Here is a 20,826-nt window from a genome sequence, read left to right as displayed (position 1 = left end):
CATGATTTCTCGTCGTGATTTTCTTCAGGTTTCGATGGCGGCCTCGTCTTTGGTCGGGGCGTCGGGGTTTGGCAACTGGGCGCGCCTGGCGGCGCAGCAATCGCTGAGCCAGGACCAGCTGCTGCAATTCGATACGTTCGGCAATATCAGCCTGATCCACGTCACCGACATTCATGCGCAGCTGAAACCGATCTATTTCCGCGAGCCCTCGATCAACCTGGGCGTCGGCGCCAACAAAGGGCAGGTGCCGCACATCACCGGCGCCGATTTCCGCAAGGCCTACGGCATCGCCGACGGCTCGCCCTCGGCCTATGCGCTGACCTATGACGATTTCTCCTCGCTGGCCGGGACCTATGGCCGCGTCGGCGGGCTGGACCGGGTGTCCACCGTGATCAACGCGATCCGCGCCGACCGCCCCGACGCGCTGCTGCTGGACGGCGGCGACACCTGGCATGGCTCGATGACCTGCTACAAGACCGCCGGCCAGGACATGGTCAACGTGATGAACGCACTCAAGCCTGACGCGATGACCTTCCACTGGGAGTTCACGCTGGGCAGCGACCGGGTGAACGAGATCGTCGAAGGGCTGCCCTTCGCCGCCCTTGGCCAGAACATCTTCGATGCCGAATGGGACGAGCCGGCCGAGCTGTTCAAGCCCTACAAGTTCTTCGAACGCGGCGGCGCCAAGGTGGCGGTGATCGGTCAGGCCTTCCCCTATATGCCGATCGCCAACCCGGGCTGGATGTTCCCGGAATACTCCTTCGGCATCCGCGACGAGCACATGCAGGAGATGGTGGACGAGGTCCGCGCCGCTGGCGCCGATGTTGTCGTCCTGCTCAGCCACAACGGTTTCGACGTCGACAAGAAGATGGCAAGCGTGGTTTCGGGCATCGACGTGATCCTGTCGGGCCACACCCATGACGCGCTGCCCGAGCCGGTGCAGGTGGGCCAGACCTTCATCATCGCGTCCGGCTCCAACGGCAAATTCGTCAGCCGCGTCGATCTTGACGTGCGCGACGGTCGGATGATGGGGCTGCGGCACAAGCTGATCCCGATCTTCTCGGACGTGATCGCGCCCGATCCCGTGATCACCAGGCTGATCGACGAGCAGCGCGCGCCCTTCAAGGCCGAGCTGGAAGAGGTGATCGGCAAGACCGACAGCCTGCTCTACCGCCGCGGCAACTTCAACGGCACCTGGGACGATCTGATCTGCGACGCGCTGCTGGCCGAGCGCGAGGCGGATATCGCCATGTCGCCCGGTGTGCGCTGGGGGCCGTCGATCCTGCCCGGCCAGGACATCACCCGCGAGGATATCTTCAACGTCACCTCGATGACCTACGGCAAGGCCTATCGCACCGAGATGACCGGCGAGTTCATCAAGGTGGTGCTGGAGGATGTCGGTGACAACCTGTTCAATCCCGATCCCTATTACCAGCAGGGCGGCGACATGGTCCGCGTCGGCGGCATGGGCTTCAGGATGGATATTTCCAAGCCGCAGGGCGAACGGATTTCCGAGATGACCCTGCTCAAGACCGGCGAAATGATCGATCCGGCGAAGACATATGTCGTCGCCGGCTGGGCCTCGGTCAACGAAGGCACCGAAGGGCCGCAGATCTGGGACGTGGTGGAAAACCACATCCGCAAGCAGGGCACCGTGACGGTCGCCCCCAACAATTCGGTCAAGGTCGTGGGCGCCTGAGCGTCCCCGGCCCGACCTGATGACGAAATCTCAAAGGAGGCAAATCCAGATGAGTGACAGCTCCAATGCAAAGTCGCCCTCTCGCCGCCAGTTCCTGACCGGGGCGGCGGCAGCGGGCGCCGGCGCGGTCGCGGCGGGCGCTGCCCGCGGCGCTACCGCCGATCCTCTGATCACCGAGGTTCAGTCCTGGGCATCGGGCACCGGCGAGGGCGTGGACGCCACCCCCTACGGCATGCCGATCCGTTTTGAGACCGATGTGCGCCGCCGCAACGTGGAATGGCTGACCGCCGACACCATCAGTTCGATCAACTTTACCCCGATCCATGCGCTGGACGGGACCATCACGCCGCAGGGCTGCGCCTTTGAGCGTCACCACTCCGGTGCGATCGAGATGCGCAAGCAGGACTACCGGCTGATGATCAACGGGCTGGTCGATACGCCACTGGTCTTCACCTATGAGGATCTGGAGCGGTTCCCGCGCGAAAACCGCGTCTATTTCTGCGAGTGCGCGGCAAATACCGGCATGGAATGGGCTGGTGCCCAGCTCAACGGCGCGCAGTTCACCCATGGCATGATCCACAACATGGAGTATTCCGGCGTGTCGCTGCGCACCCTGCTGGAAGAGGCCGGACTGGATGCGGCGGGCGATCTCAAGGACAAATGGGTTTATGTCGAGGGCGCCGACGCCTCGTCGAACGGCCGCTCGATCCCGATGGAAAAGGCGCTGGACGATGTGCTGGTGGCCTTCAAGGCCAACGGCGAGGCCCTGCGCAAGGAGCACGGCTATCCGGTGCGCCTGGTCGTTCCCGGCTGGGAAGGCAACATGTGGGTCAAATGGCTGCGCCGCATCGAGGTGACCGACCAGCCGGTGCAAAGCCGCGAGGAAACCAGCAAGTACACCGACACCCTGGCCAACGGCACCAGCCGCAAATGGACCTGGGCGATGGACGCCAAGTCGGTGGTCACCAGCCCCAGCCCGCAGGCGCCGATCAAACATGGCAACGGGCCGCTGGTCATCACCGGTCTGGCCTGGTCGGGCCGCGGTGCGATCAAGCGTGTCGATGTCTCCAAGGATGGCGGCACGACCTGGGAAACCGCCCGTCTGGCCGCCCCGGGCGAAAAGATGGCGCTGACGCGCTTCTATCTGGATACCGAATGGAACGGCGAGGAGATGCTGCTGCAATCGCGCGCCATGGACGAGACCGGCTATGTCCAGCCCACCAAGGCCGAGCTGCGCGACGTGCGCGGCGAGAACTCGATCTATCACAACAACTGCATCCAGACCTGGTGGGTCAAGCCGAACGGAGAGGCCGAGAATGTCGAAGTATCGTAAGCTGATCGTCACCACGGCGCTGGCGGCAACCCTGACAGCCGGCCCGGCGCTGGCCGAGAAACTGGGTCTGGGCCGTCCCGCCCTGCCCGAAGAGGTCGCCGCCTGGAACCTCGATGTCAGCCCCGACGGCACCGGACTGCCGGATGGCTCGGGCTCGGTCGAGGAGGGCGATGCGCTGTTCGCCGACTATTGCGCCGTCTGCCATGGCGACTTTGCCGAAGGCGTGGACAACTGGCCGAAACTGGCGGGCGGCGCCGGCACGCTGGCCGACAAGGATCCGCTCAAGACCGTGGGGTCCTACTGGCCCTATCTGTCGACCACCTGGGACTATGTGCATCGGTCGATGCCCTTCGGCAACGCGCAGACGCTGGCGCCGGACGAGGTCTATGCCATCGTCGCCTATATCCTCTATTCCAACGATCTGGTCGAGGATGACTTCGTGCTGTCCAAGGACAATTTCCTGGATGTCGAGATGCCCAACAAGGACGGGTTCATCATCGACGACCGGGAGTCCGCCGAGGCGCATTTCTGGAAAGACGAGCCTTGCATGACCGACTGCAAGGAGACCGTCGAAATCACCATGCAGGCTGCGGTTCTGGACGTGACGCCGGAAGAGACCAAGGCGCGCAAGGTCCAGGAGATGATGGACGCCACCAACCCCGCCAACAAGGCTGGCGATGCTGAGGCCAAAACCGAAGAGCCGGCGGCGGCGGACGAGGCCGCGGCAGCGGAACCGGCCGCCGAGGAGACCGCATCGGTGGATCCGGCGCTGGTCGCCGAGGGCGAAAAGGTGTTCAAGAAATGCAAGGCCTGCCACCAGATCGGTGACGGGGCCAAGCACCGCACCGGGCCGATCCTGACCGGCATCGTCGGTCATGGCGCCGGCGTCGCCGAGGGCTTCAAGTATTCCAAGGACATGGCGCAGGCCGGCCAGGACGGTCTGATCTGGACCGAGGAAGAGCTGGCCGCGTTCCTGACCAAGCCCAAGGCCTATATGAAAAAGACCAAGATGTCCTTTGCGGGCCTGAAAAAGGAAGATGACGTTCAGGCGGTCATCGCCTATCTGAAGTCCTTCAACTGAGCGGACTCCTCCCGCGTGCCCCCGTGGCACGCCCGCCCCGGTGCCCTGTGGCGCCGGGGTTTTCCGTTGGCTGTCGCGCGGCCGAGGGCCGGTGGCGTCTGGGACCCTTGCGGGAGGGCCCCGGCGCCACGCCCCCTTGCAGCCCCCACCGGGCGACACTAAGACTCATGTAACGCAGCATCGGGTATGGTCCCGATCCTTCAGAAGACAGGCAGTTTACATGTTCGATCCGAAAGAAACCTACATGAACACCCTGGTCCCGATGGTTGTCGAACAGACCAGCCGCGGCGAGCGGGCCTATGACATCTTCTCGCGCCTGCTCAAGGAGCGTATCATTTTCATCAACGGCCCGATCCATGACGGCATGAGCCACCTGATCGTGGCGCAGCTGCTGCATCTGGAAGCGGAGAATCCGAACAAGGAAATCAGCATCTACATCAACTCGCCCGGCGGTGTGGTGACCTCTGGCCTGTCGATCTACGACACCATGCAGTACATCAAGCCGAAATGCTCGACCCTGGTGATCGGGCAGGCGGCCTCGATGGGATCGCTGCTGTTGGTGGGCGGCGAGCCGGGGATGCGCTTTTCCCTGCCCAACAGCCGCATCATGGTGCACCAGCCCTCCGGCGGCTATCAGGGCCAGGCCAGCGACATCATGATCCACGCGGCCGAAACCCAGAAACTGAAAGACCGGCTGTACGAAATCTATGTCAAGCATACCGGCCAGTCGAAAAAGGCCGTGGAAAAGGCGCTCGACCGGGACAACTTCATGTCTCCGGAAGAGGCCAAGGACTGGGGCCACATCGACGAAATCGTCGAAAGCCGTGTCAAACCGGGCGAAGATGGCTGATTGTGCGGGGCTCGCCGCACCGCAAACCGGTGCCGGCGGCCTTGGCAATTTGCGATTGTGGTGCCCGGATCGCTGTCTTAAGCTGACCGGAATCCGGGGGAATCCGCCCGGCAGCAGGGGCAACGCGGAACTCGAAGCCGAAAGGTAAATCATGGCAACGAACTCAAGCGGCGACAGCAAGAATACGCTTTACTGCAGCTTCTGCGGCAAGAGTCAGCACGAGGTGCGCAAACTCATCGCAGGTCCGACCGTGTTCATCTGTGATGAATGCGTTGAACTGTGCATGGACATCATCCGCGAGGAAACCAAGGCCAGCGGGCTGAAAGCCACCGACGGCGTGCCCACGCCCAAGGACATCTGCAAGGTGCTGGACGATTATGTGATCGGTCAGGCAATGGCCAAGCGGGTGCTCTCGGTCGCTGTGCACAATCATTACAAGCGTCTGAACCACGCCCAGAAGGCCGGCAACGATATCGAACTGGCGAAGTCCAACATCCTGCTGATCGGCCCCACCGGCTGCGGCAAGACGCTGCTGGCGCAGACGCTGGCGCGCATTCTCGACGTGCCCTTCACCATGGCCGACGCCACCACGCTGACCGAGGCCGGTTACGTGGGCGAGGATGTTGAGAACATCATCCTCAAGCTGCTGCAATCGAGCGAATACAACGTCGAACGGGCGCAGCGCGGCATCGTCTATATCGACGAGGTCGACAAGATCACCCGCAAGTCGGAAAACCCCTCGATCACCCGCGACGTCTCGGGCGAGGGGGTGCAGCAGGCGCTGCTGAAACTGATGGAGGGAACCGTTGCCTCGGTCCCGCCGCAGGGCGGGCGCAAGCATCCGCAGCAGGAATTCCTGCAGGTGGACACCACCAACATCCTGTTCATCTGCGGCGGCGCCTTTGCCGGGCTCGACAAGATCATCGCGCAGCGCGGCAAGGGCAGCGCAATGGGCTTTGGCGCCGATGTGCGCGACAATGACGAGCGGGGCGTGGGCGAGATATTCCAGGATCTGGAGCCTGAGGATCTGCTGAAATTCGGCCTGATTCCCGAATTCGTCGGCCGCTTGCCGGTTCTGGCGACTCTGGAGGATCTGGACGAGGAGGCGCTGGTGACCATCCTGACCCAGCCCAAGAACGCCCTGGTCAAGCAATACCAGCGCCTGTTCGAGCTGGAGGATACCGAGCTTCAGTTCACCGACGACGCGCTCAAGGCGATCGCGAAACGCGCCATCCAGCGCAAGACCGGCGCGCGCGGGCTGCGCTCGATCCTCGAGGACATCCTGCTCGACACGATGTTCGACCTGCCCAGCATGGAGAACGTGACCAAGGTGGTGGTGAACGAAGAGGCGGTCATCTCGGACGCGCAACCGCTGAAGATCTATGCCGACGCCGATAAGGAATCCGCGACGGCGGGCTGATCTCGGTGACCGGTGTGACGTAATCGCGGCGCGGGGCCTTCCCGCGCCGTTTCTTCTTTCAAGGGGGTATCATGACAGTCAGGCGCATCTCATCCGGGGGGGAGTTCGAGGCGAAAATCGGCTATTGCCGCGCGGTCGTCGCCGGTGGTTTCGTGCATGTGGCAGGCACCGTCGGGCAGGGCACGGACGTGGTCGCGCAATGCGATGCGGCGCTGGAAATCATAGGCAAGGCGCTGACCGAGGCGGGCGCCGGGTTCGCGGATGTCGTGCGGGTGAATTACTACCTGCCCGACGCGGCGGAGTTCGAACCCTGCTGGCCGCTGTTGCGGGCGGCGTTCGGGGACAACCCGCCGGCGGCGACGATGATCGAATGCAACCTGATCGACCCGAAATTCCGCATCGAAATCGAAGTGACCGCCCTGCTGCCCGCATAGGCGGCAGGGCGCGGCCGATCGGTCCTTGGGCACTGGACCTTGGCGCGCGCTTGGTCCATACCTGCGCTCAGCGAAAGGCCGGAGATACCAATGGGAATCCTCAACACTCTTCTGCGCGCCGTGACCTGGTGGAACGGGCAGACCCTGAATACCCAGATCTGGACCGCCCGACATGGCGTCAGGGTCGGTGAGGACAATCAGGGCAACGTGTTCTACCGCACCGCCGATGACAGCCGCCGCTGGGTGATCTTCAACGGCGAGATCGAAGCGAGCCGGGTTGATCCCGACTGGCACGGCTGGCTCCACCGCACCTGGGACGAGCCGCCCACCGAACGGCCGCTGGCGCACAAGCCCTGGGAAAAACCGCATCACGAAAACCTGACGGGCACGGCGATGGCCTATGCCCCGGCGGGGTCGATTCGCAAACCGCACCCGGTCGAGCGTAGCGATTACGAGGCCTGGAGCCCGGAATGACCGGCCCCGATTGAACGGAGCGCGCGCGATGTCGCACAACACGACCGAGGTTCTTGTCGGGGGCGCCGTTCTGGCCGCCGCGATCGTCTTTGCAGTCTATGCCGGCCAGACCACCGGCTTCAGCACCAGCAGCCGCGGGTATGAGCTTACGGCCTCATTCCGCTCGCTCGAAGGGGTGACCGTCGGCACCGACGTGCGGCTTGCCGGGGTCAAGATCGGCACCGTCACCGGCGTCATCCTCAACCCCGAGACATACCGCGCCGACACCATGCTTTCGGTGCAGGAGGGGGTCGTGATCCCCGATGACAGCTCTGCCGTGGTCTCGTCCGAGGGCCTTCTGGGCGGCAATTTCGTCGAGATCATGCCAGGCGGTTCGCCCGGGTATTTCGTGCCCGGCTCCGAGATTATCGACACTCAGGGCGCGGTCAGCCTGGTGTCGCTTCTGTTGAAATTCGTCTCTGGCGGCAGCGGCTCGGGCAGCGGGGCCGACAGCGGGGCGACCAATTGAGACGCCGGCTCGCGGCTGCGATTCCCGCTGCGATCCTGACCCTGGTCCTGGCCGCCCCCCTTGCCGCGCAGAATAACGAGGCGAAGTCGGGCAGCGGCGCGGTTCTGCGCGGGCTCGACAAGGTCAATGGCGAAACCCGCGACATCGATATCGCACGGGGCGAAACCGGATCTGTTTTCGGACTGGACCTTGCGCTGGCCGATTGCCGCTATCCGGCCGAGAACCCCACCGGCGATGCCTTTGCCTATCTGACCATATGGGAGCATGGCACGGAGCAGGCGATGTTCGATGGCTGGATGATCGCCTCGTCGCCCGCGCTCAACGCGCTCGATCACAGCCGTTACGACATCTGGGTGTTGCGCTGTATCACCCCCTGAGCGGTGGGGGGCGGCGGGCCGGTGAAATCGGCCTCCATCCGGATCGCGCGGCGCAGTTGCCGGTGGTACTCGGCACGCGGGATCTCCACCGCGCCAAGGCTGGCCAGATGCTTGGTCAGGAACTGCGTATCGAACAGCTGAAAGCCCCCCTGCCGCAGCCGGTCGACCAGATAGGCCAGCGCGATCTTTGACGCATCGGTACGGCGCGAGAACATGCTTTCACCGAAAAAGGCCGCCCCCAGTACCACGCCATAGACGCCGCCGATCAGCGCGTCGCCCTCCCAGACTTCCAGGGAATGGGCTAGGCCACGCGCGTGCAGCTCCAGATACAACGCCCGGATCTCGGCGCTGATCCAGGTCTCGGCGCGGTCGGCGCAGCCGTCCAGCACGCCGGCGAAATCGCGGTCGATGGTGACGCTGTAGCCGCCTCGCCGCATCCGGCGGGCCAGCGAGCGCGAGATGTGGAACCCGTCCAGCGGGACCACTCCGCGCCGCTTGGGATCGACCCAGAAGATCTCCGGGTCGTCCCTGTGCTCGGCCATCGGAAACACACCGATGGAATAGCCGTGCAGCAGCAGTTCTGGGCTGATCGACATCAGCGCGTCCGCACGCCCGACGGCATCATCCGTTCACCCGCCGAGATTTTCCTCAAGCCACTTTTCCAGCCAGTGGATATTGTACTGCCCGCTTTGAATGGCGGGCTCCTGCAGCAGCGCGCTGAACAGCGGCACGGTGGTATCCACGCCGTCCACGATCAGCTCGCCCAGCGCCCGGTTGAGCCGCGCCAGCGCCTCGGGGCGATCGCGGCCATGCACGATCAGCTTGCCGATCAGGCTGTCGTAGTAGGGCGGGATCACATAGCCGTCGTACAGCGCGCTGTCCATCCGCACACCCAGGCCGCCGGGGGCGTGGAAATGGCTGATCGTCCCGGGGCAGGGCGAGAAATTCGGCAGTTTCTCGGCGTTGATCCGAACCTCGATCGCGTGCCCTTTCAGCCGCAGATCCTCCTGGCTGAACGACAGCGGCTCGCCCGCCGCGACGCGGATCTGCTCGCGCACCAGATCGACGCCAAAGATCGCCTCGGTCACCGGGTGTTCCACCTGCAGCCGGGTGTTCATCTCGATGAAATAGAACTCGCCGTTCTCATAAAGGAACTCGATCGTGCCGGCGCCGATATAGTTGATCCTGGCCACCGCATCGGCACAGACCTTGCCGATCCGTGCGCGCTCCTGCGGCGTGATGACCGGACCCGGCGCTTCTTCCAGAACCTTCTGGTGACGGCGCTGCAGCGAACAGTCGCGCTCGGCCAGATGCACCGCCTTGCCCTTGCCGTCGCCGAACACCTGGATCTCGATGTGACGCGGCGTGGTCAGGTATTTCTCGATATAGACCTCGTCGTTGCCAAAGGCCGCCTTGGCCTCGGCCCGCGCGGTCTGAAAGGCGCGCTCGATATCGGCCTCGGTGTGGGCCACCTTCATGCCGCGGCCGCCGCCGCCGGCGGTGGCCTTGATGATGACGGGATAGCCGATCTCGGCCCCCAGACGTCTGGCGGTCTCCACGTCCGGGACGCCGCCGTCCGAGCCGGGCACGCAGGGAACCCCCAGCGCCTTCATCGTGTCCTTGGCGGTGATCTTGTCGCCCATCAGGCGGATGTGCTCGGCGGTCGGCCCGATGAAGGTGATGCCGTGATCCTCGACGATCTGCACGAAATTGGCGTTCTCGGACAGAAACCCATAGCCGGGGTGAATCGCCTGCGCGCCGGTAATCTCGCAGGCCGAGATGATCGCCGGGATCTTGAGATAGCTTTCGGTGCCGGGGGGCGGGCCGATGCAGATCGATTCGTCGGCCATGCGCACATGCATCGCGTCGCTGTCGGCGGTGGAATGCACCGCTACGCTGGCGATGCCCATCTCGCGTGCGGCGCGTACCACGCGCAGGGCGATCTCGCCCCGGTTGGCAATCAGGATCTTGTCGAACATCTGTGCCCCTTACTCGAGGATGACCAGCGGCGTGCCGAACTCGACCGCTGCGCCGTCATCGACCAGGATGCGCTTGACCGTGCCGGCCTTGGGCGCGTGGATGTGGTTCATCGTCTTCATCGCCTCGACGATCAGCAGCGTGTCGCCCTCGTCCACGGTGCTGCCCACCTTGATAAAGGCGGGCGCGCCCGGCTCGGGCTGCAGATAGATCGTGCCCACCATCGGCGAGGTGACCGCGCCGGGATGGCTGGCGGGATCCTCGGCAACGGCTGCGGCTTCCGCCTGGGGGGCGGGGGCGGCAGCGGCCGGCGCTGCGGCCATGGCCGCCGGGGCCGGTGCATAGGCGGCGGGGGCGGCGGCGGGGGCCGCGCGGCTTACCCGGACATTCAGGCTGTCATCCTCGCCGAATTCGCGTTTGACCTCCAACTCTGTCAGATCGTTCTCGCGCAGAAGCTCGGCCAGCGCCTTGATGAATGCCACGTCCGCGTCGGTAGTCTTCTCTGTCATCTGTGTCCTCGACCGGTTTCGCCCGCGCCGCTCGCCCGCGCCGGCATGCAAATCCTTCGCGCTTATAGGCCATGGCGCCTGATGTGAAAAGCGCCGTTACCCGATCCTGCCCTGCCGAGGCAAGGGCGAACCGGTCCGCGCGCGGCCTAAAGCGGCATTCCCGACAGTTTGGCCACCAGTTCCGGCAACTTGCGGGCGCCGAACTTTTCCAGCAGCCGGGCGCGATGCGCCTCGACCGTGCGATAGGACAGCGCCAGATCGACGCCGATCTCCTTGGCCGAGAGTCCGCGGCAGGTCAGAATCGCCACCTCGCGCTCGCGCGGGGTCAGATGGACCACCGGCCGTTCGTCCGAGATGTCGGCAAAGGACCAGATGCCGTGCCGGAACGGATTCTCGGGGGTCAGCGACTGACCACGGACCCGGCACCAGAACAGATCGCCATCGGCACGGCGCATGATGCGCTCGTCGTGGTACTCGCCGGTTTCGCGCATCGCCGCCAGCCCGCGCGCGCCGATCCGCTCGAACTCGGCCTCCGAGGGGTAGAAATCGCGCAGCGGCCGGTCCTCGTAATCCGCCGGCGCCCCGCGAAAAATGCGGACAAAGCAAAGATTGGCGCGCCGGATCACCCGGTTTTCCAGCTCGACCAGACCGATCGGGGCGTTTTGAAAGGCGATGTCGCTCATATGCGTGAGAGTGCCGGGTATTTCTACGGAATTGAAGAGGGCGCGCATCGGGGTCTACTCTTCGCCCGACATGAAATAGGAGAAGTACCATGGTCTATATCGCAGGCTGGGGCCACACGAAATTCGGCAAACTGACTGACCAGAGCCTTGAGGATCTGGTGATCGAGGCCGGTGGCCAGGCGCTGGCCGATGCCGGGATCGCGGGCGCGGACGTCGACGGCATCTGGATGGGGCATTTCAATGCCGGCATGGTGCCCGACGGCTTCCCCTCGTCGCTGGCAATGGGGATCGACCCTGGGCTGCGCTACAAGCCCGCCAACCGGCTGGAAAATGCCTGCGCCTCCGGCTCGGCGGCGGTCTTTGCCGCGCGTCAGGCGATTATGGCGGGCGAGGCCAAGGTCGCGCTGGTGATCGGGGTCGAAAAAATGACCCACCTGCCCGGCGCCGATGTCACCGCCGCGCTCGGCCATGCCTCGTACCAGAAGGAAGAGGCCGGAGTGTCCTTTCCCGGCATCTTCGCGCAGTTCGCGCAGGCCTATTTCGACAAATACGGCGATCACAGCCGGGCGCTGGCCCGGATCGCCGCCAAGAACCACGGCAATTCGGTCAACAACCCGCTGGCGCAGCTGCAAAAGCCGATGGATGAGGAGTTCTGCGCCACCGTCTCCGACCGCAACCCGATGATCGCCGCGCCGCTGAAAAAGACCGACTGTTCGCTGGTCTCCGACGGCGCCGCCGCCATCGTTCTGGTCGCCGACGACGTGCTGGGCAGCGTTCAGAAGGCGGTGAAGATGCGCGGCGTGGCGCAGGTCAACGACGTGATGGCGATGTCGCAGCGCGATCTGCTGGCCTTCGAGGGGCCGCGCAAGGCGATCCACTCGGCCTATGCCCGCGCCGGGATCACCGTCGATGATGTCGATGTGGCCGAGGTGCACGATTGCTTCACCATCGCCGAGCTGCTGATCTACGAGGCGATGGGGCTGGCCGCCCACGGCCATGCCGCCGATCTGCTCGAAGGCGGCGTGGTCCATGCGGGCGGACGGCTGCCGGTGAACCTTTCCGGCGGGCTCAAGGCCAAGGGGCACCCGGTGGGGGCCACCGGCGTGTCGATGCATGCGCTGATCGCCCGGCAGGTTCTGGGGCAGGCTGACGCGATGCAGCATCCGGGCGCCGAACTGGGGCTGGTGTTCAACATGGGCGGCTCGGGCGTGGCCAACTATGCCAGTATCCTCGAAGGCGTGAAGGGATGAACCTGGGAAACTGGCTGCGCCGGACGGCGCAGCTTTCCCCGAACCGGCCGGCGCTGTTTCTGGGGGAGGAGGAGATCGCCGATTATCGCTGCTTTGACGCGGGCGCGGCCCATGTGGCCGGCTGGCTGCGGTCGCAGGGCATCTCCCCCGGTGACCGCGTCGGGATCTTCATGAAGAACTGCCCCGACTACCTGATCGCCTTCTACGGAATCTGGTACGCGGGCGCGGTGGCGGTGCCGATCAATGCCAAGCTGCACGGGCGCGAGGCGGCCTTCATTCTGGAGAACTCCGGAACCGGGCTCTGCTTCACCTCGCCGGGGCTCGCCGAGGCGCTGGAGGAGGCCGGCGCACCGGGACTGCGGGTCGACATTTCCGGTGCGGATTTCGCCGCGGCGCTGGATCACGACCCGGTGGCGGACCCCGCACCGCGCGACCCGGACGACCTCGCGTGGCTGTTCTATACCTCCGGCACCACCGGGCGGCCCAAGGGGGTGCAGATCACCCACCGGATGCTGATGGCGGTGTCGCTGTGCTATCAAACGGATGTGGATCAGGCGACCGCTGCGGATGCGATCCTCTACGCCGCGCCGATGAGCCATGGGGCGGGCCTTTACAACATGGTCCACGTGCTGCTCGGCGCGCGCCATGTCTGCCCGGCCTCGGGCGGGTTCGACCCGGCGGAGATCTTCGCGCTCGCCCGTCAGCACCGCAATATCCAGATGTTCGCCGCCCCGACCATGGTTCACCGCATGACCGCCGCCGCCAAGGCCGCGGGCGAGAGTGGCGAGGGGCTGCGCACCATCGTCTATGGCGGCGGTCCGATGTACCTGGCCGATATCACCGAGGCGGTTGAACATTTCGGGCCGATTTTTGTACAGATCTACGGTCAGGGCGAATGCCCGATGGGGATCACCGCGCTGCCCCGCGATCTGGTCGCCGACCGCGACCACCCGCGCTGGCGCGAACGGCTGCTCAGCGTCGGCCGGGCGCAATCCCCGGTGCAGGTGAGGATCGGCGATGCGAACGGCAACCCGGTGCCGCCGGGCGCGCATGGCGAGATCATGGTCAAGGGCGACATCGTGATGCCGGGATACTGGAACAACCCCGAGGCCAACGCCAAGACGTTGGTGAACGGCTGGTTGATGACCGGCGACATGGGCTTCATGGACGCGGACGGCTTCGTCACCATGCAGGACCGCTCCAAGGACATGATCATCACCGGTGGCACCAACGTCTATCCGCGTGAGGTCGAGGAGGTGCTGTTGACCCATCCGGCGGTGAGTGAGGCCTCGGTGGTGGGGCGGCCGCATCCCGACTGGGGCGAGGAGGTGGTCGCCTTTGTCGTCGGCGCGGCCCCCGAGGCCGAGCTCGACGCGCTATGCAACGACAACATCGCGCGGTTCAAGCGGCCGAAAGCGTACATTTTCGCCCTCGAACTGCCCAAGAACAACTATGGTAAGGTCCTCAAGACCGAGCTGCGCAAGATGCTGGAGGAAGACACATGACGGATCTGACGGGAAAGACGGCGCTGATCACCGGCTCGGTACAGGGCATCGGGCTGGCGATCGCCGAGGTGCTGGCCAGGGCCGGCGCGCGCATCGCCGTTCACGGCATCGCGGGGGATGCCCAGATCGACGAGGTCTGCGCTCATCTGCGCGATCTTGGTGCGCCGCAGGCAGAGTTCTTCGACGGCGATCTGCGCAATCCCGACCGCAACACCGATCTGATGGCGGCGGTCTCGGCCTGGGGCGGGCCGGATATTCTGGTCAACAACGCCGGCATCCAGCACACCGCGCCGCTGGCCGAGATGCCGCGCGAGACCTGGGATGCGATTCTGTCGGTCAACCTCAGCGCCGCCTTCGACACCATGCGCGCGGCGATGCCGGGCATGGCCGCGCGCGGCTATGGCAGGGTGATCAACATCGCCAGCGTGCACGGGCTGGTCGCCAGCCGCGACAAGGCGCCCTATGTGGCGGCCAAGTTCGGTCTGGTCGGCCTCTCCCGCGTGGCGGCGCTGGAATATGCCGCGACGGGGGATCGGGCCAAGGGCGGGGTGACGGTGAACTGCATCTGCCCCGGCTGGACCGAAACCGCCATCCTCGATCCGCAGATCGAGGCGCGCGCGGCGCAGTTCGGCGGCGACCGGGAGGCCGGCATCGCCGATCTGCTGTCGGAGAAGCAACCCTCCCGCCGGATGTCCGACCCGTCCGAGATCGGCGAGCTGGCGCTGTGGCTGTGCAACCCGATCGCCCATAACGTTACCGGCACCGCGATCCCTGTCGACGGCGGCTGGACCGCGCAGTGAGGCGATGGCAGGCCCCGCGCAGGGCGCGCGGGGCCTGCCGCTCAGTCGCGGATGACGATCAGGGTCCGCTCGGGGCCGATGGCCCGGACAAGGCCGAACAGGATCCGGGCGTATTCTGGATGCAGGCGGATGCAACCGGCCGAGGCAGGGCGGCCGAGCCGGGCGGTCTCGGTGGTGCCGTGGATGGCGTAATCACCGGAAAAGAATATGGAAAATGGCATCGGCGCATTGTCGTATAGGGTCGAGTAATGCATCCGCGCCAGCGACTGCGGCTGAAAGGTTCCGCTTGGGGTTTCCTTGCCCGGCCTGCCGGTCGAGACCGCCCAGAGATAGGCCGGTCGATGGTCGATATAGACCGTCATCGTTTGGGCGGACTTGTCGATCCAGGCCTCCAGCGGGTCGGCGAAGGTCTGGCCGCAAAGCGCGAGGACGGCGCACAGCGCCGCCCCGAGCCACAGGACCGGGCGTAACAGGTGTCTGCGCCGCCCGTTCATCCCGCTCAGGTCAGGTGCCGGGCCCGGGCGCCGCGTTCGATGGCGGCGGCGTGCAGCCGGTCGATGTCCAGCTCATAGCGGATCTCTTCGAGCAGGCGCAGTTCCGCCGCCGCCAGCTTGCCGTCGGCGGCAGCCACGTCGCAGGCCAGCGCATAGGCGGTTTCGAACAGCCGCTCGGGCAGGTCGTCACGGATAAGGCCGAAGAGGGCGTCCAGCCCATCCTCCTGCTCGAACAGGTCGAACACCATCTGCGACATGGTGTTCATGCGGTCGATGTCGTAGCCGGCAAAGACCGGCAGGTGATTGACCGCCGCCTGGATCTTGACCAGTTCGGCAGTGCGGATGTTCTCGTCCGAGGCGGAAACGGCGATCATCAGCGCGACGAGACAGTCCTGTGCGCTGAGCACATGTTGGTTGGTGCTGGTCACGGGGGGCGCTCCTTTGGTTTGCGCATGTTGCAGTGCAGAATATTGACGCGCCAGCGCCAGCACAATAGGTAGCGGCGCATGGTCGCGCGCCATTGCGTGGCCCAAATTCTTCGGAGAATGTGATGTCGGAATTGCGCGAAGCCGCCCTGCAATCGAAAGCCTGGCCTTTTGAAGAAGCGCGCCGCGTGCTCAAACGGTATCAGAAGACGCCGCCGGAAAAGGGCCATGTCCTGTTCGAGACCGGCTATGGGCCGTCGGGGCTGCCGCATATCGGCACCTTTGGCGAGGTGTTGCGCACCACGATGATCCGCCACGCCTTTGAGGTGATCAGCGACATTCCCACCCGGATGATCTGTTTTTCCGACGATCTGGACGGGATGCGCAAGGTGCCGGGCAACGTGCCCGATCAGGAGATGCTGAAGGAGCATCTGCAAAAGCCGCTGACCAGCGTGCCCGACCCGTTCGGCACGCATGACAGCTTTGGCGACCACAACAACGCCATGCTGCGCCGGTTCCTCGATACCTTCGGGTTCGAGTACGAGTTCTATTCGGCGACCGATTTCTACAAATCCGGTCAGTTCGACGAGGTGCTGAAACGCGCGGTCGAGAAATACGACGACATCATGCAGGTGATGCTGAAGAGCCTGCGCGAGGAGCGCCGGCAGACCTATTCGATCTTTCTGCCGATCCATCCGGAAACCGGCCGCGTGCTTTACGTGCCGATGAAGGAGGTGAACGCGCAGGATTACACAATCACCTTCGACGACGAGGACGGGCGGGAATGGACGCTGCCGGTCACCGGCGGCAACGTCAAGCTGCAGTGGAAGCCCGATTTCGGCGCCCGCTGGGCGGCGCTGGGCGTGGATTTCGAGATGTACGGCAAGGACCATTCGACCAACACGCCGATCTATGACCGGATCTGCGAGATCCTGGGTCAGCGCAAGCCCGAGCATTTCACCTATGAGCTGTTCCTGGACGAGAACGGGCAGAAGATCTCCAAGTCGTCGGGCAACGGCATCAGCATCGACGAATGGCTGACCTATGCCAGCACCGAGAGCCTGAGCTATTTCATGTATCTCAAGCCGAAGACGGCCAAGCGGCTGTATTTCGACGTGATCCCCAAGGCGGTGGACGAGTATCACCAGCAGCTTCGGGCCTATGCCGGGCAGGACGTCAAGGCGCGGCTGAACAACCCGGTCTATCACATTCATGGCGGCGAGGTGCCCGAGAGCTATATGGTGGTGCCCTTTGCCATGCTGCTGAACCTGGCCTCGGTGGCCTCGGCGCATGACAAGGACACGCTGTGGGGATTCATCCGCCGCTATGCGCCCGAGGCCAGCCCCGAGACCCATCCCGACCTGGATGCCGCCGCCGGGTTCGCGGTGAAGTATTTCGAGGACTTTGTGCAGCCGCACCGGGTTTACCGCGCGCCGACCGAGCTTGAGCGCGAGGCGCTGGTGGAGTTGCGGGACGTGCTGGCCGGGTATGACGGGCCGGTCGAGGACGAGGCGCTGCAATCGATCGTCTACGCGGTCGGGCGGGATCGGTTCGACCCGCTGCGCGACTGGTTCAAGGCCCTCTACGAGGTGCTGCTGGGCGCCAGTCAGGGGCCGCGGTTCGGCGGGTTCATCGCGCTTTACGGCGTTGCCGAGACCGTGGCGCTGATCGACAAGGCGCTGGCCGGGGAGCTGGGCTGAGGGGTCAGCCCCTGCGCCAGTCTTTCCACCAGCGGATCCAGAGTTTGGGGAGTTTTCCTGGCTTTTCGTACGTCATCGCGGCGCCGATCGCGAGGGCATCGGCCTCAAGCCGGGATTTGCGGTCGAGGGCGCGGGATTTCAGATCCGCGATCAGCGCAGGCGTGATCGCGGGCAGGGCGTTTTGCGCCAGCCGGTCGAGTTCGTCCAGATAGACGGCGATGTCGTGATGCTCGCCCAGCAGGCCGGCCAATCGTTTGGCCGCCTCGCGGTGGGGCTGCACCCGGCGCTTGTTGATGTCGCGCAGCAGGCGGCTGTGATACCAGTTGTATTTCACCCGCTTGCGCCATTCGTGGATATTGGCGGGGCTGGAATCCTTGCTCGCGGCGCGGTAGCCGGCGGCAGCGCGGGCCCAGGTCAGGGCCAGCCCTGCGCGCAGGATCGCCCCGTCCTTGCCCCTGAGTGTCCAGGCCGAGGCGCGATCGCGCAGCGCCCGCAGCGCATCGCAAAAGCCCTCGGGCAGGGGGAGGGGGGCCTTGCCGCCGGGCGCCCGCGCCACTAGATGCGCGCGCACGGGATCGAACCGGGTGCCATCGGCGGCGGTCACCATCAGCCGGTCATGGGTTTCCACCAGCGCGCCGGTGTCGCGCAGACCCGAGAGGGTGGCGGCCAGATCGCGGATCGCGGCGTTTTCCCTGTCGTAGTCGTCAAAGCCGGGGCGCACCAGCCGCAGCAGCCCGCGCAGTTTCTTGAAATGCTTGCGGGTCTGGTGGATCGCCTCGTTCGGATCGGCCTGCGGCGCTGTCAGCTCGGCCAGGGCGGCGTCGATCTGTTCGCACGCGATGCGGCGGAATGCCTTTTGCAGGCTGCGATCTTTGCGGGTGATGCGATAGGCCAAATGCTCGGTTCCCGGGGCTGCTCCCGGGGGGCACCGTAACGGTGGTCTCAGCCGGTGTTAACCCCTTGCCGATACCCGTTTGCGCCGACCGGAACGGCCCTGCGGGGGGCCTGGGAAAGGGATGTTTCATGAACAAGGCGATTACCGAGGCTCTGGTGTTGATGCCGCCGGCGTTTGCGGAGGGGCTGGATGTCTGGTCGAGCGGCAATGGAACGCCCGGCTCGGACACCTATGACGGGGCGGTGAACGCGGCGCTGGTGGCCGCCGATCAGGATTTCGGCGGCTGTCTGGAGTTGCAGAAGACCGACATCACCCAGCAGCTGCGCTACATGGGGCAGACGCCGCTGATTCCGGGCTGCTACCTGCAGATCCGGGTGCGGGTGAAGGCGTTGAGCGGGGCGCTGCCGACGGTGCGGATCGCTGGCTGGCCGGGCGGGTCCGGCGGCCATGTGGCCGGGCTGACCGAGACCGCGGCCGCCGTCACGCTGACCACCTATGGCCAGGTGGTCGAGCTGAGCGCCATCGTGGGCACCGGCGCCCGCGGCGGGGTCGATATGGTCTGGGGCATGGCCGCCCAGTACGGGTATTTCGGCATCGACCTGACCGGCGCCAACGGCGGCGTGGTCCGGGTCGATGACATCGAGATCGCCGACGTGACCGGGGTGTTCCTGCGCGATATGCTGAGCCAGGTCGATGTGCGCGATTATGGCGCGCTGGGCGACGGGGTGAGCGACGACAGCGCCGCCTTTGCCGCCGCCGATGCCGATGCCGACGGGCGGCGGGTGTTCGTGCCGGCGGGCAGCTATTTCCTGGCCGAGTCGGTGACGCTGGATGCCGAGGTCGCCTTTGAGGGCACCGTCACGATGCCCGACGACAAGATGCTGCTGCTGACCAAGAGTTTCGATCTGCCGCATTACATCGCCGCCTTTGACGATGAGGAGCTGGCCTTTAAAAAGGCGTTTCAGGCGCTGTTGAACAATGCCGATCACGAGAGCCTGGACATGGGCGGGCGCAAGGTGACGGTCACCGGCCCGATCGACATGCAGGCGGCGGTGCCCAACAAGAGCAGCTATTCCACCCGCAGGGTGGTCCGCAACGGTCAGCTGGAGGCCAGCGCCGGCGCGGCCTGGGACACCGATGTGGTGACCTCGCAGGCGACCTATTCGGTGTCGGATTCGAAGACGCTGAGCAATGTGACCAATGTGGCGAATGTGCCGGTGGGGGCGCTGGTCGGGGGCACCGGCGTGGGGCGTGAGGTCTATGTCACCGACAAGCGGGTCGGCGCGCAGGAGATCACGCTGAGCCGGCCGCTTTACGATGCGGTGGGCACGCAGAATTTCACCTTTCGCGATTTCAAGTACATGTTGGATTTCAGCGGTTTTTCCAACCTGAGCAAGTTCGCGCTGTCGGATGTCGAGGTGCAGTGCGAGGGGCTGTGCAGCGGCATCCGCCTGGCGGTGACCGGCACCGCCTTTCAGCTGCGCGACTGTTTCGTCAGCCGGCCCAGGGATCGCGGCGTCACCTCGATCGGGACCGGCTGTCAGGGGATGCTGATCGACCGCTGTCAGTTTCTGTCGGACGAGAACGCCGGGGATGTCGCCGATCGCAGCTCCATCGCGCTTAATGCCAATGCCAATGACGTCAAGCTGCGCAACAACCGGGCCGAGAAGTTCCGGCACTTTGCGGTGCTGGCCGGCAGCAACAACGTGGTGACCGGAAACCATTTCTTTCAGGGCGACGGGGTGTCGGGCGGGGTGCGCACCGGTGGACTGGTGCTGACCGCCAGCTACAGCAGTTCGACCATCACCAGCAATTACGTGGACAACTGTTTCATCGAATGGACCAACGAGCATGACTCCAAGCCCGATTTCGTCTCGGGCTTTTCCTTCAGCGCGCTGAGCATCGCCGACAACATCTTTCTGTCCGGCGATGTGGCGCCCTGGTTCAGCTATGTGGTGATCAAACCGCATGGGACCGGGAATTTCCTGAACGGGGTGAATGTGACCGGCAACATGTTCCGCAGCATCAACGGCACCATCGACCGGGCCGAGCGGGTGGATACCAGTTTTGCCGATCTGGATTATGCCCGGTTCAAGAACGTGACCTTTGCCGGCAACACCTATCACGCGGTGACCTATCAGGTGATGAACCCGCTGCGGGTGCGCCACAGCGAGGGCAGCGCGGCGGCGAGCTGGACCATCGAGGCCGGCGGCGAGCTGCCGTTCGGCGGCCGGGCGCGGGGGGTGGACGGGATCGTGACGCTGGACCCGGTCAAGACCGGGGGCGGCGCCACCGTGCACGATCTGCCCTATGTCATGCTGGAGCAGGGATCGAACGGCGACAAGGTCAAGCTGGTCTGGTCCGAGGCGGTCAAGGGCGAGGTGGCGCTGAGCCTGCGGATCGACACCTGAC

21 protein-coding genes are annotated in these 20,826 nt (G+C 65.1%); 14 read left to right on the top strand and 7 right to left on the bottom strand.

Going from position 1 to position 20,826, the window contains the following annotated elements:
- Nucleotide 1: 1 nt before the first annotated feature.
- The 9 genes from soxB (at nt 2) to E1832_RS18655 (ending at nt 8,176) form a co-directional block, all read left to right on the top strand.
- Entirely contained in the window at nt 2-1,699 is a 1,698-nt protein-coding gene (gene soxB / locus E1832_RS18695; protein WP_133361302.1) for a thiosulfohydrolase SoxB, read from the top strand.
- 49 nt (nt 1,700-1,748) lie between these two features.
- Nucleotides 1,749-3,032, top strand: coding sequence for a sulfite dehydrogenase (gene soxC / locus E1832_RS18690; RefSeq protein ID WP_133361301.1), 1,284 nt, complete (start codon nt 1,749-1,751; stop codon nt 3,030-3,032).
- Nucleotides 3,016-4,113 carry a c-type cytochrome gene (locus E1832_RS18685; protein ID WP_133361300.1) on the top strand — a complete coding sequence of 366 codons (1,098 nt, stop codon included), beginning with the start codon at nt 3,016-3,018 and terminating at the stop codon, nt 4,111-4,113. The genes soxC and E1832_RS18685 overlap by 17 nt, the downstream gene beginning before the upstream one ends.
- Before the next feature lie 220 nt (nt 4,114-4,333).
- Nucleotides 4,334-4,963: an ATP-dependent Clp protease proteolytic subunit gene (locus tag E1832_RS18680; RefSeq protein ID WP_133361299.1), complete on the top strand. Its 630-nt coding sequence runs from the start codon at nt 4,334-4,336 to the stop codon at nt 4,961-4,963.
- A 151-nt stretch (nt 4,964-5,114) separates the two neighbouring features.
- Nucleotides 5,115-6,383 carry an ATP-dependent Clp protease ATP-binding subunit ClpX gene (gene clpX / locus E1832_RS18675; protein WP_133361298.1) on the top strand — a complete coding sequence of 423 codons (1,269 nt, stop codon included), beginning with the start codon at nt 5,115-5,117 and terminating at the stop codon, nt 6,381-6,383.
- Between the two features lie 71 nt (nt 6,384-6,454).
- Nucleotides 6,455-6,817 carry a RidA family protein gene (locus E1832_RS18670; protein ID WP_133361297.1) on the top strand — a complete coding sequence of 121 codons (363 nt, stop codon included), beginning with the start codon at nt 6,455-6,457 and terminating at the stop codon, nt 6,815-6,817.
- A gap of 90 nt (nt 6,818-6,907) precedes the next feature.
- Nucleotides 6,908-7,291 carry an NADH:ubiquinone oxidoreductase subunit NDUFA12 gene (locus tag E1832_RS18665; protein ID WP_133361296.1) on the top strand — a complete coding sequence of 128 codons (384 nt, stop codon included), beginning with the start codon at nt 6,908-6,910 and terminating at the stop codon, nt 7,289-7,291.
- A gap of 28 nt (nt 7,292-7,319) precedes the next feature.
- The gene (gene mlaD / locus E1832_RS18660; protein WP_133361295.1) at nt 7,320-7,799 is read left to right on the top strand and encodes an outer membrane lipid asymmetry maintenance protein MlaD; all 480 of its coding nucleotides are present in this window, start codon (nt 7,320-7,322) and stop codon (nt 7,797-7,799) included.
- The gene (locus E1832_RS18655) at nt 7,796-8,176 is read left to right on the top strand and encodes a DUF2155 domain-containing protein (protein WP_245514047.1); all 381 of its coding nucleotides are present in this window, start codon (nt 7,796-7,798) and stop codon (nt 8,174-8,176) included. The genes mlaD and E1832_RS18655 overlap by 4 nt, the downstream gene beginning before the upstream one ends.
- Here the strand turns inward: E1832_RS18655 and aat are convergent.
- The 4 genes from aat to E1832_RS18635 form a co-directional block, all read right to left on the bottom strand.
- A complete protein-coding gene (gene aat / locus E1832_RS18650) occupies nt 8,140-8,772 on the bottom strand; it encodes a leucyl/phenylalanyl-tRNA--protein transferase (RefSeq protein WP_133361294.1) in 633 nt (210 codons plus the stop codon). The two genes, E1832_RS18655 and aat, sit on opposite strands and share 37 nt — an antisense overlap.
- A 33-nt stretch (nt 8,773-8,805) precedes the next feature.
- Complete coding sequence (gene accC, locus E1832_RS18645) at nt 8,806-10,155, bottom strand: acetyl-CoA carboxylase biotin carboxylase subunit (protein ID WP_133361293.1); 1,350 nt, start codon at nt 10,153-10,155, stop codon at nt 8,806-8,808.
- A gap of 9 nt (nt 10,156-10,164) precedes the next feature.
- Nucleotides 10,165-10,662 carry an acetyl-CoA carboxylase biotin carboxyl carrier protein gene (accB, locus tag E1832_RS18640; RefSeq protein ID WP_133361292.1) on the bottom strand — a complete coding sequence of 166 codons (498 nt, stop codon included), beginning with the start codon at nt 10,660-10,662 and terminating at the stop codon, nt 10,165-10,167.
- Between the two features lie 146 nt (nt 10,663-10,808).
- Entirely contained in the window at nt 10,809-11,345 is a 537-nt protein-coding gene (locus tag E1832_RS18635) for a PAS and helix-turn-helix domain-containing protein (protein ID WP_133361291.1), read from the bottom strand.
- Between the two features lie 89 nt (nt 11,346-11,434).
- Between E1832_RS18635 and E1832_RS18630 the strand changes: the two genes are divergently transcribed.
- From E1832_RS18630 to E1832_RS18620, 3 genes are read left to right on the top strand one after another with little or no spacing between them, the layout of a single operon-like run.
- Complete coding sequence (locus E1832_RS18630) at nt 11,435-12,595, top strand: acetyl-CoA acetyltransferase (RefSeq protein WP_133361290.1); 1,161 nt, start codon at nt 11,435-11,437, stop codon at nt 12,593-12,595.
- Nucleotides 12,592-14,100: a class I adenylate-forming enzyme family protein gene (locus tag E1832_RS18625; RefSeq protein ID WP_133361289.1), complete on the top strand. Its 1,509-nt coding sequence runs from the start codon at nt 12,592-12,594 to the stop codon at nt 14,098-14,100. The genes E1832_RS18630 and E1832_RS18625 overlap by 4 nt, the downstream gene beginning before the upstream one ends.
- Complete coding sequence (locus tag E1832_RS18620; protein ID WP_133361288.1) at nt 14,097-14,900, top strand: 3-hydroxybutyrate dehydrogenase; 804 nt, start codon at nt 14,097-14,099, stop codon at nt 14,898-14,900. Before E1832_RS18625 ends, E1832_RS18620 begins: the two co-directional genes overlap by 4 nt.
- Before the next feature lie 41 nt (nt 14,901-14,941).
- Here the strand turns inward: E1832_RS18620 and E1832_RS18615 are convergent, their stop codons facing one another.
- Together E1832_RS18615 and E1832_RS18610 are read right to left on the bottom strand one after the other, a co-directional pair.
- On the bottom strand, nt 14,942-15,394 hold the full coding sequence (locus tag E1832_RS18615) for a L,D-transpeptidase (protein WP_133361287.1): 453 nt from the start codon (nt 15,392-15,394) through the stop codon (nt 14,942-14,944).
- A 5-nt stretch (nt 15,395-15,399) separates the two neighbouring features.
- Entirely contained in the window at nt 15,400-15,768 is a 369-nt protein-coding gene (locus E1832_RS18610) for a tellurite resistance TerB family protein (RefSeq protein WP_245514057.1), read from the bottom strand.
- Between the two features lie 176 nt (nt 15,769-15,944).
- On the opposite strand from E1832_RS18610, the gene E1832_RS18605 reads away from it, so the two are divergent.
- Nucleotides 15,945-17,519, top strand: a complete 1,575-nt coding sequence (locus E1832_RS18605; protein WP_133361285.1) for a lysine--tRNA ligase — start codon at nt 15,945-15,947, stop codon at nt 17,517-17,519.
- A 4-nt stretch (nt 17,520-17,523) separates the two neighbouring features.
- Here E1832_RS18605 and E1832_RS18600 read toward each other — a convergent pair whose 3' ends face one another.
- A complete protein-coding gene (locus tag E1832_RS18600) occupies nt 17,524-18,414 on the bottom strand; it encodes a CHAD domain-containing protein (protein ID WP_165978929.1) in 891 nt (296 codons plus the stop codon).
- Nucleotides 18,415-18,542: 128 nt separating this feature from the next.
- Between E1832_RS18600 and E1832_RS18595 the strand changes: the two genes are divergently transcribed.
- Nucleotides 18,543-20,825, top strand: a complete 2,283-nt coding sequence (locus tag E1832_RS18595) for a glycosyl hydrolase family 28-related protein (protein ID WP_133361283.1) — start codon at nt 18,543-18,545, stop codon at nt 20,823-20,825.
- Nucleotide 20,826 lies beyond the last annotated feature (1 nt).

Origin of the sequence: Antarcticimicrobium luteum, from assembly GCF_004358185.1 — a bacterium.
Classification (GTDB): domain Bacteria; phylum Pseudomonadota; class Alphaproteobacteria; order Rhodobacterales; family Rhodobacteraceae; genus Antarcticimicrobium; species Antarcticimicrobium luteum.
Note: the sequence above shows the minus strand (reverse complement) of the source record. Positions and strands in the feature narration are given on the sequence as shown.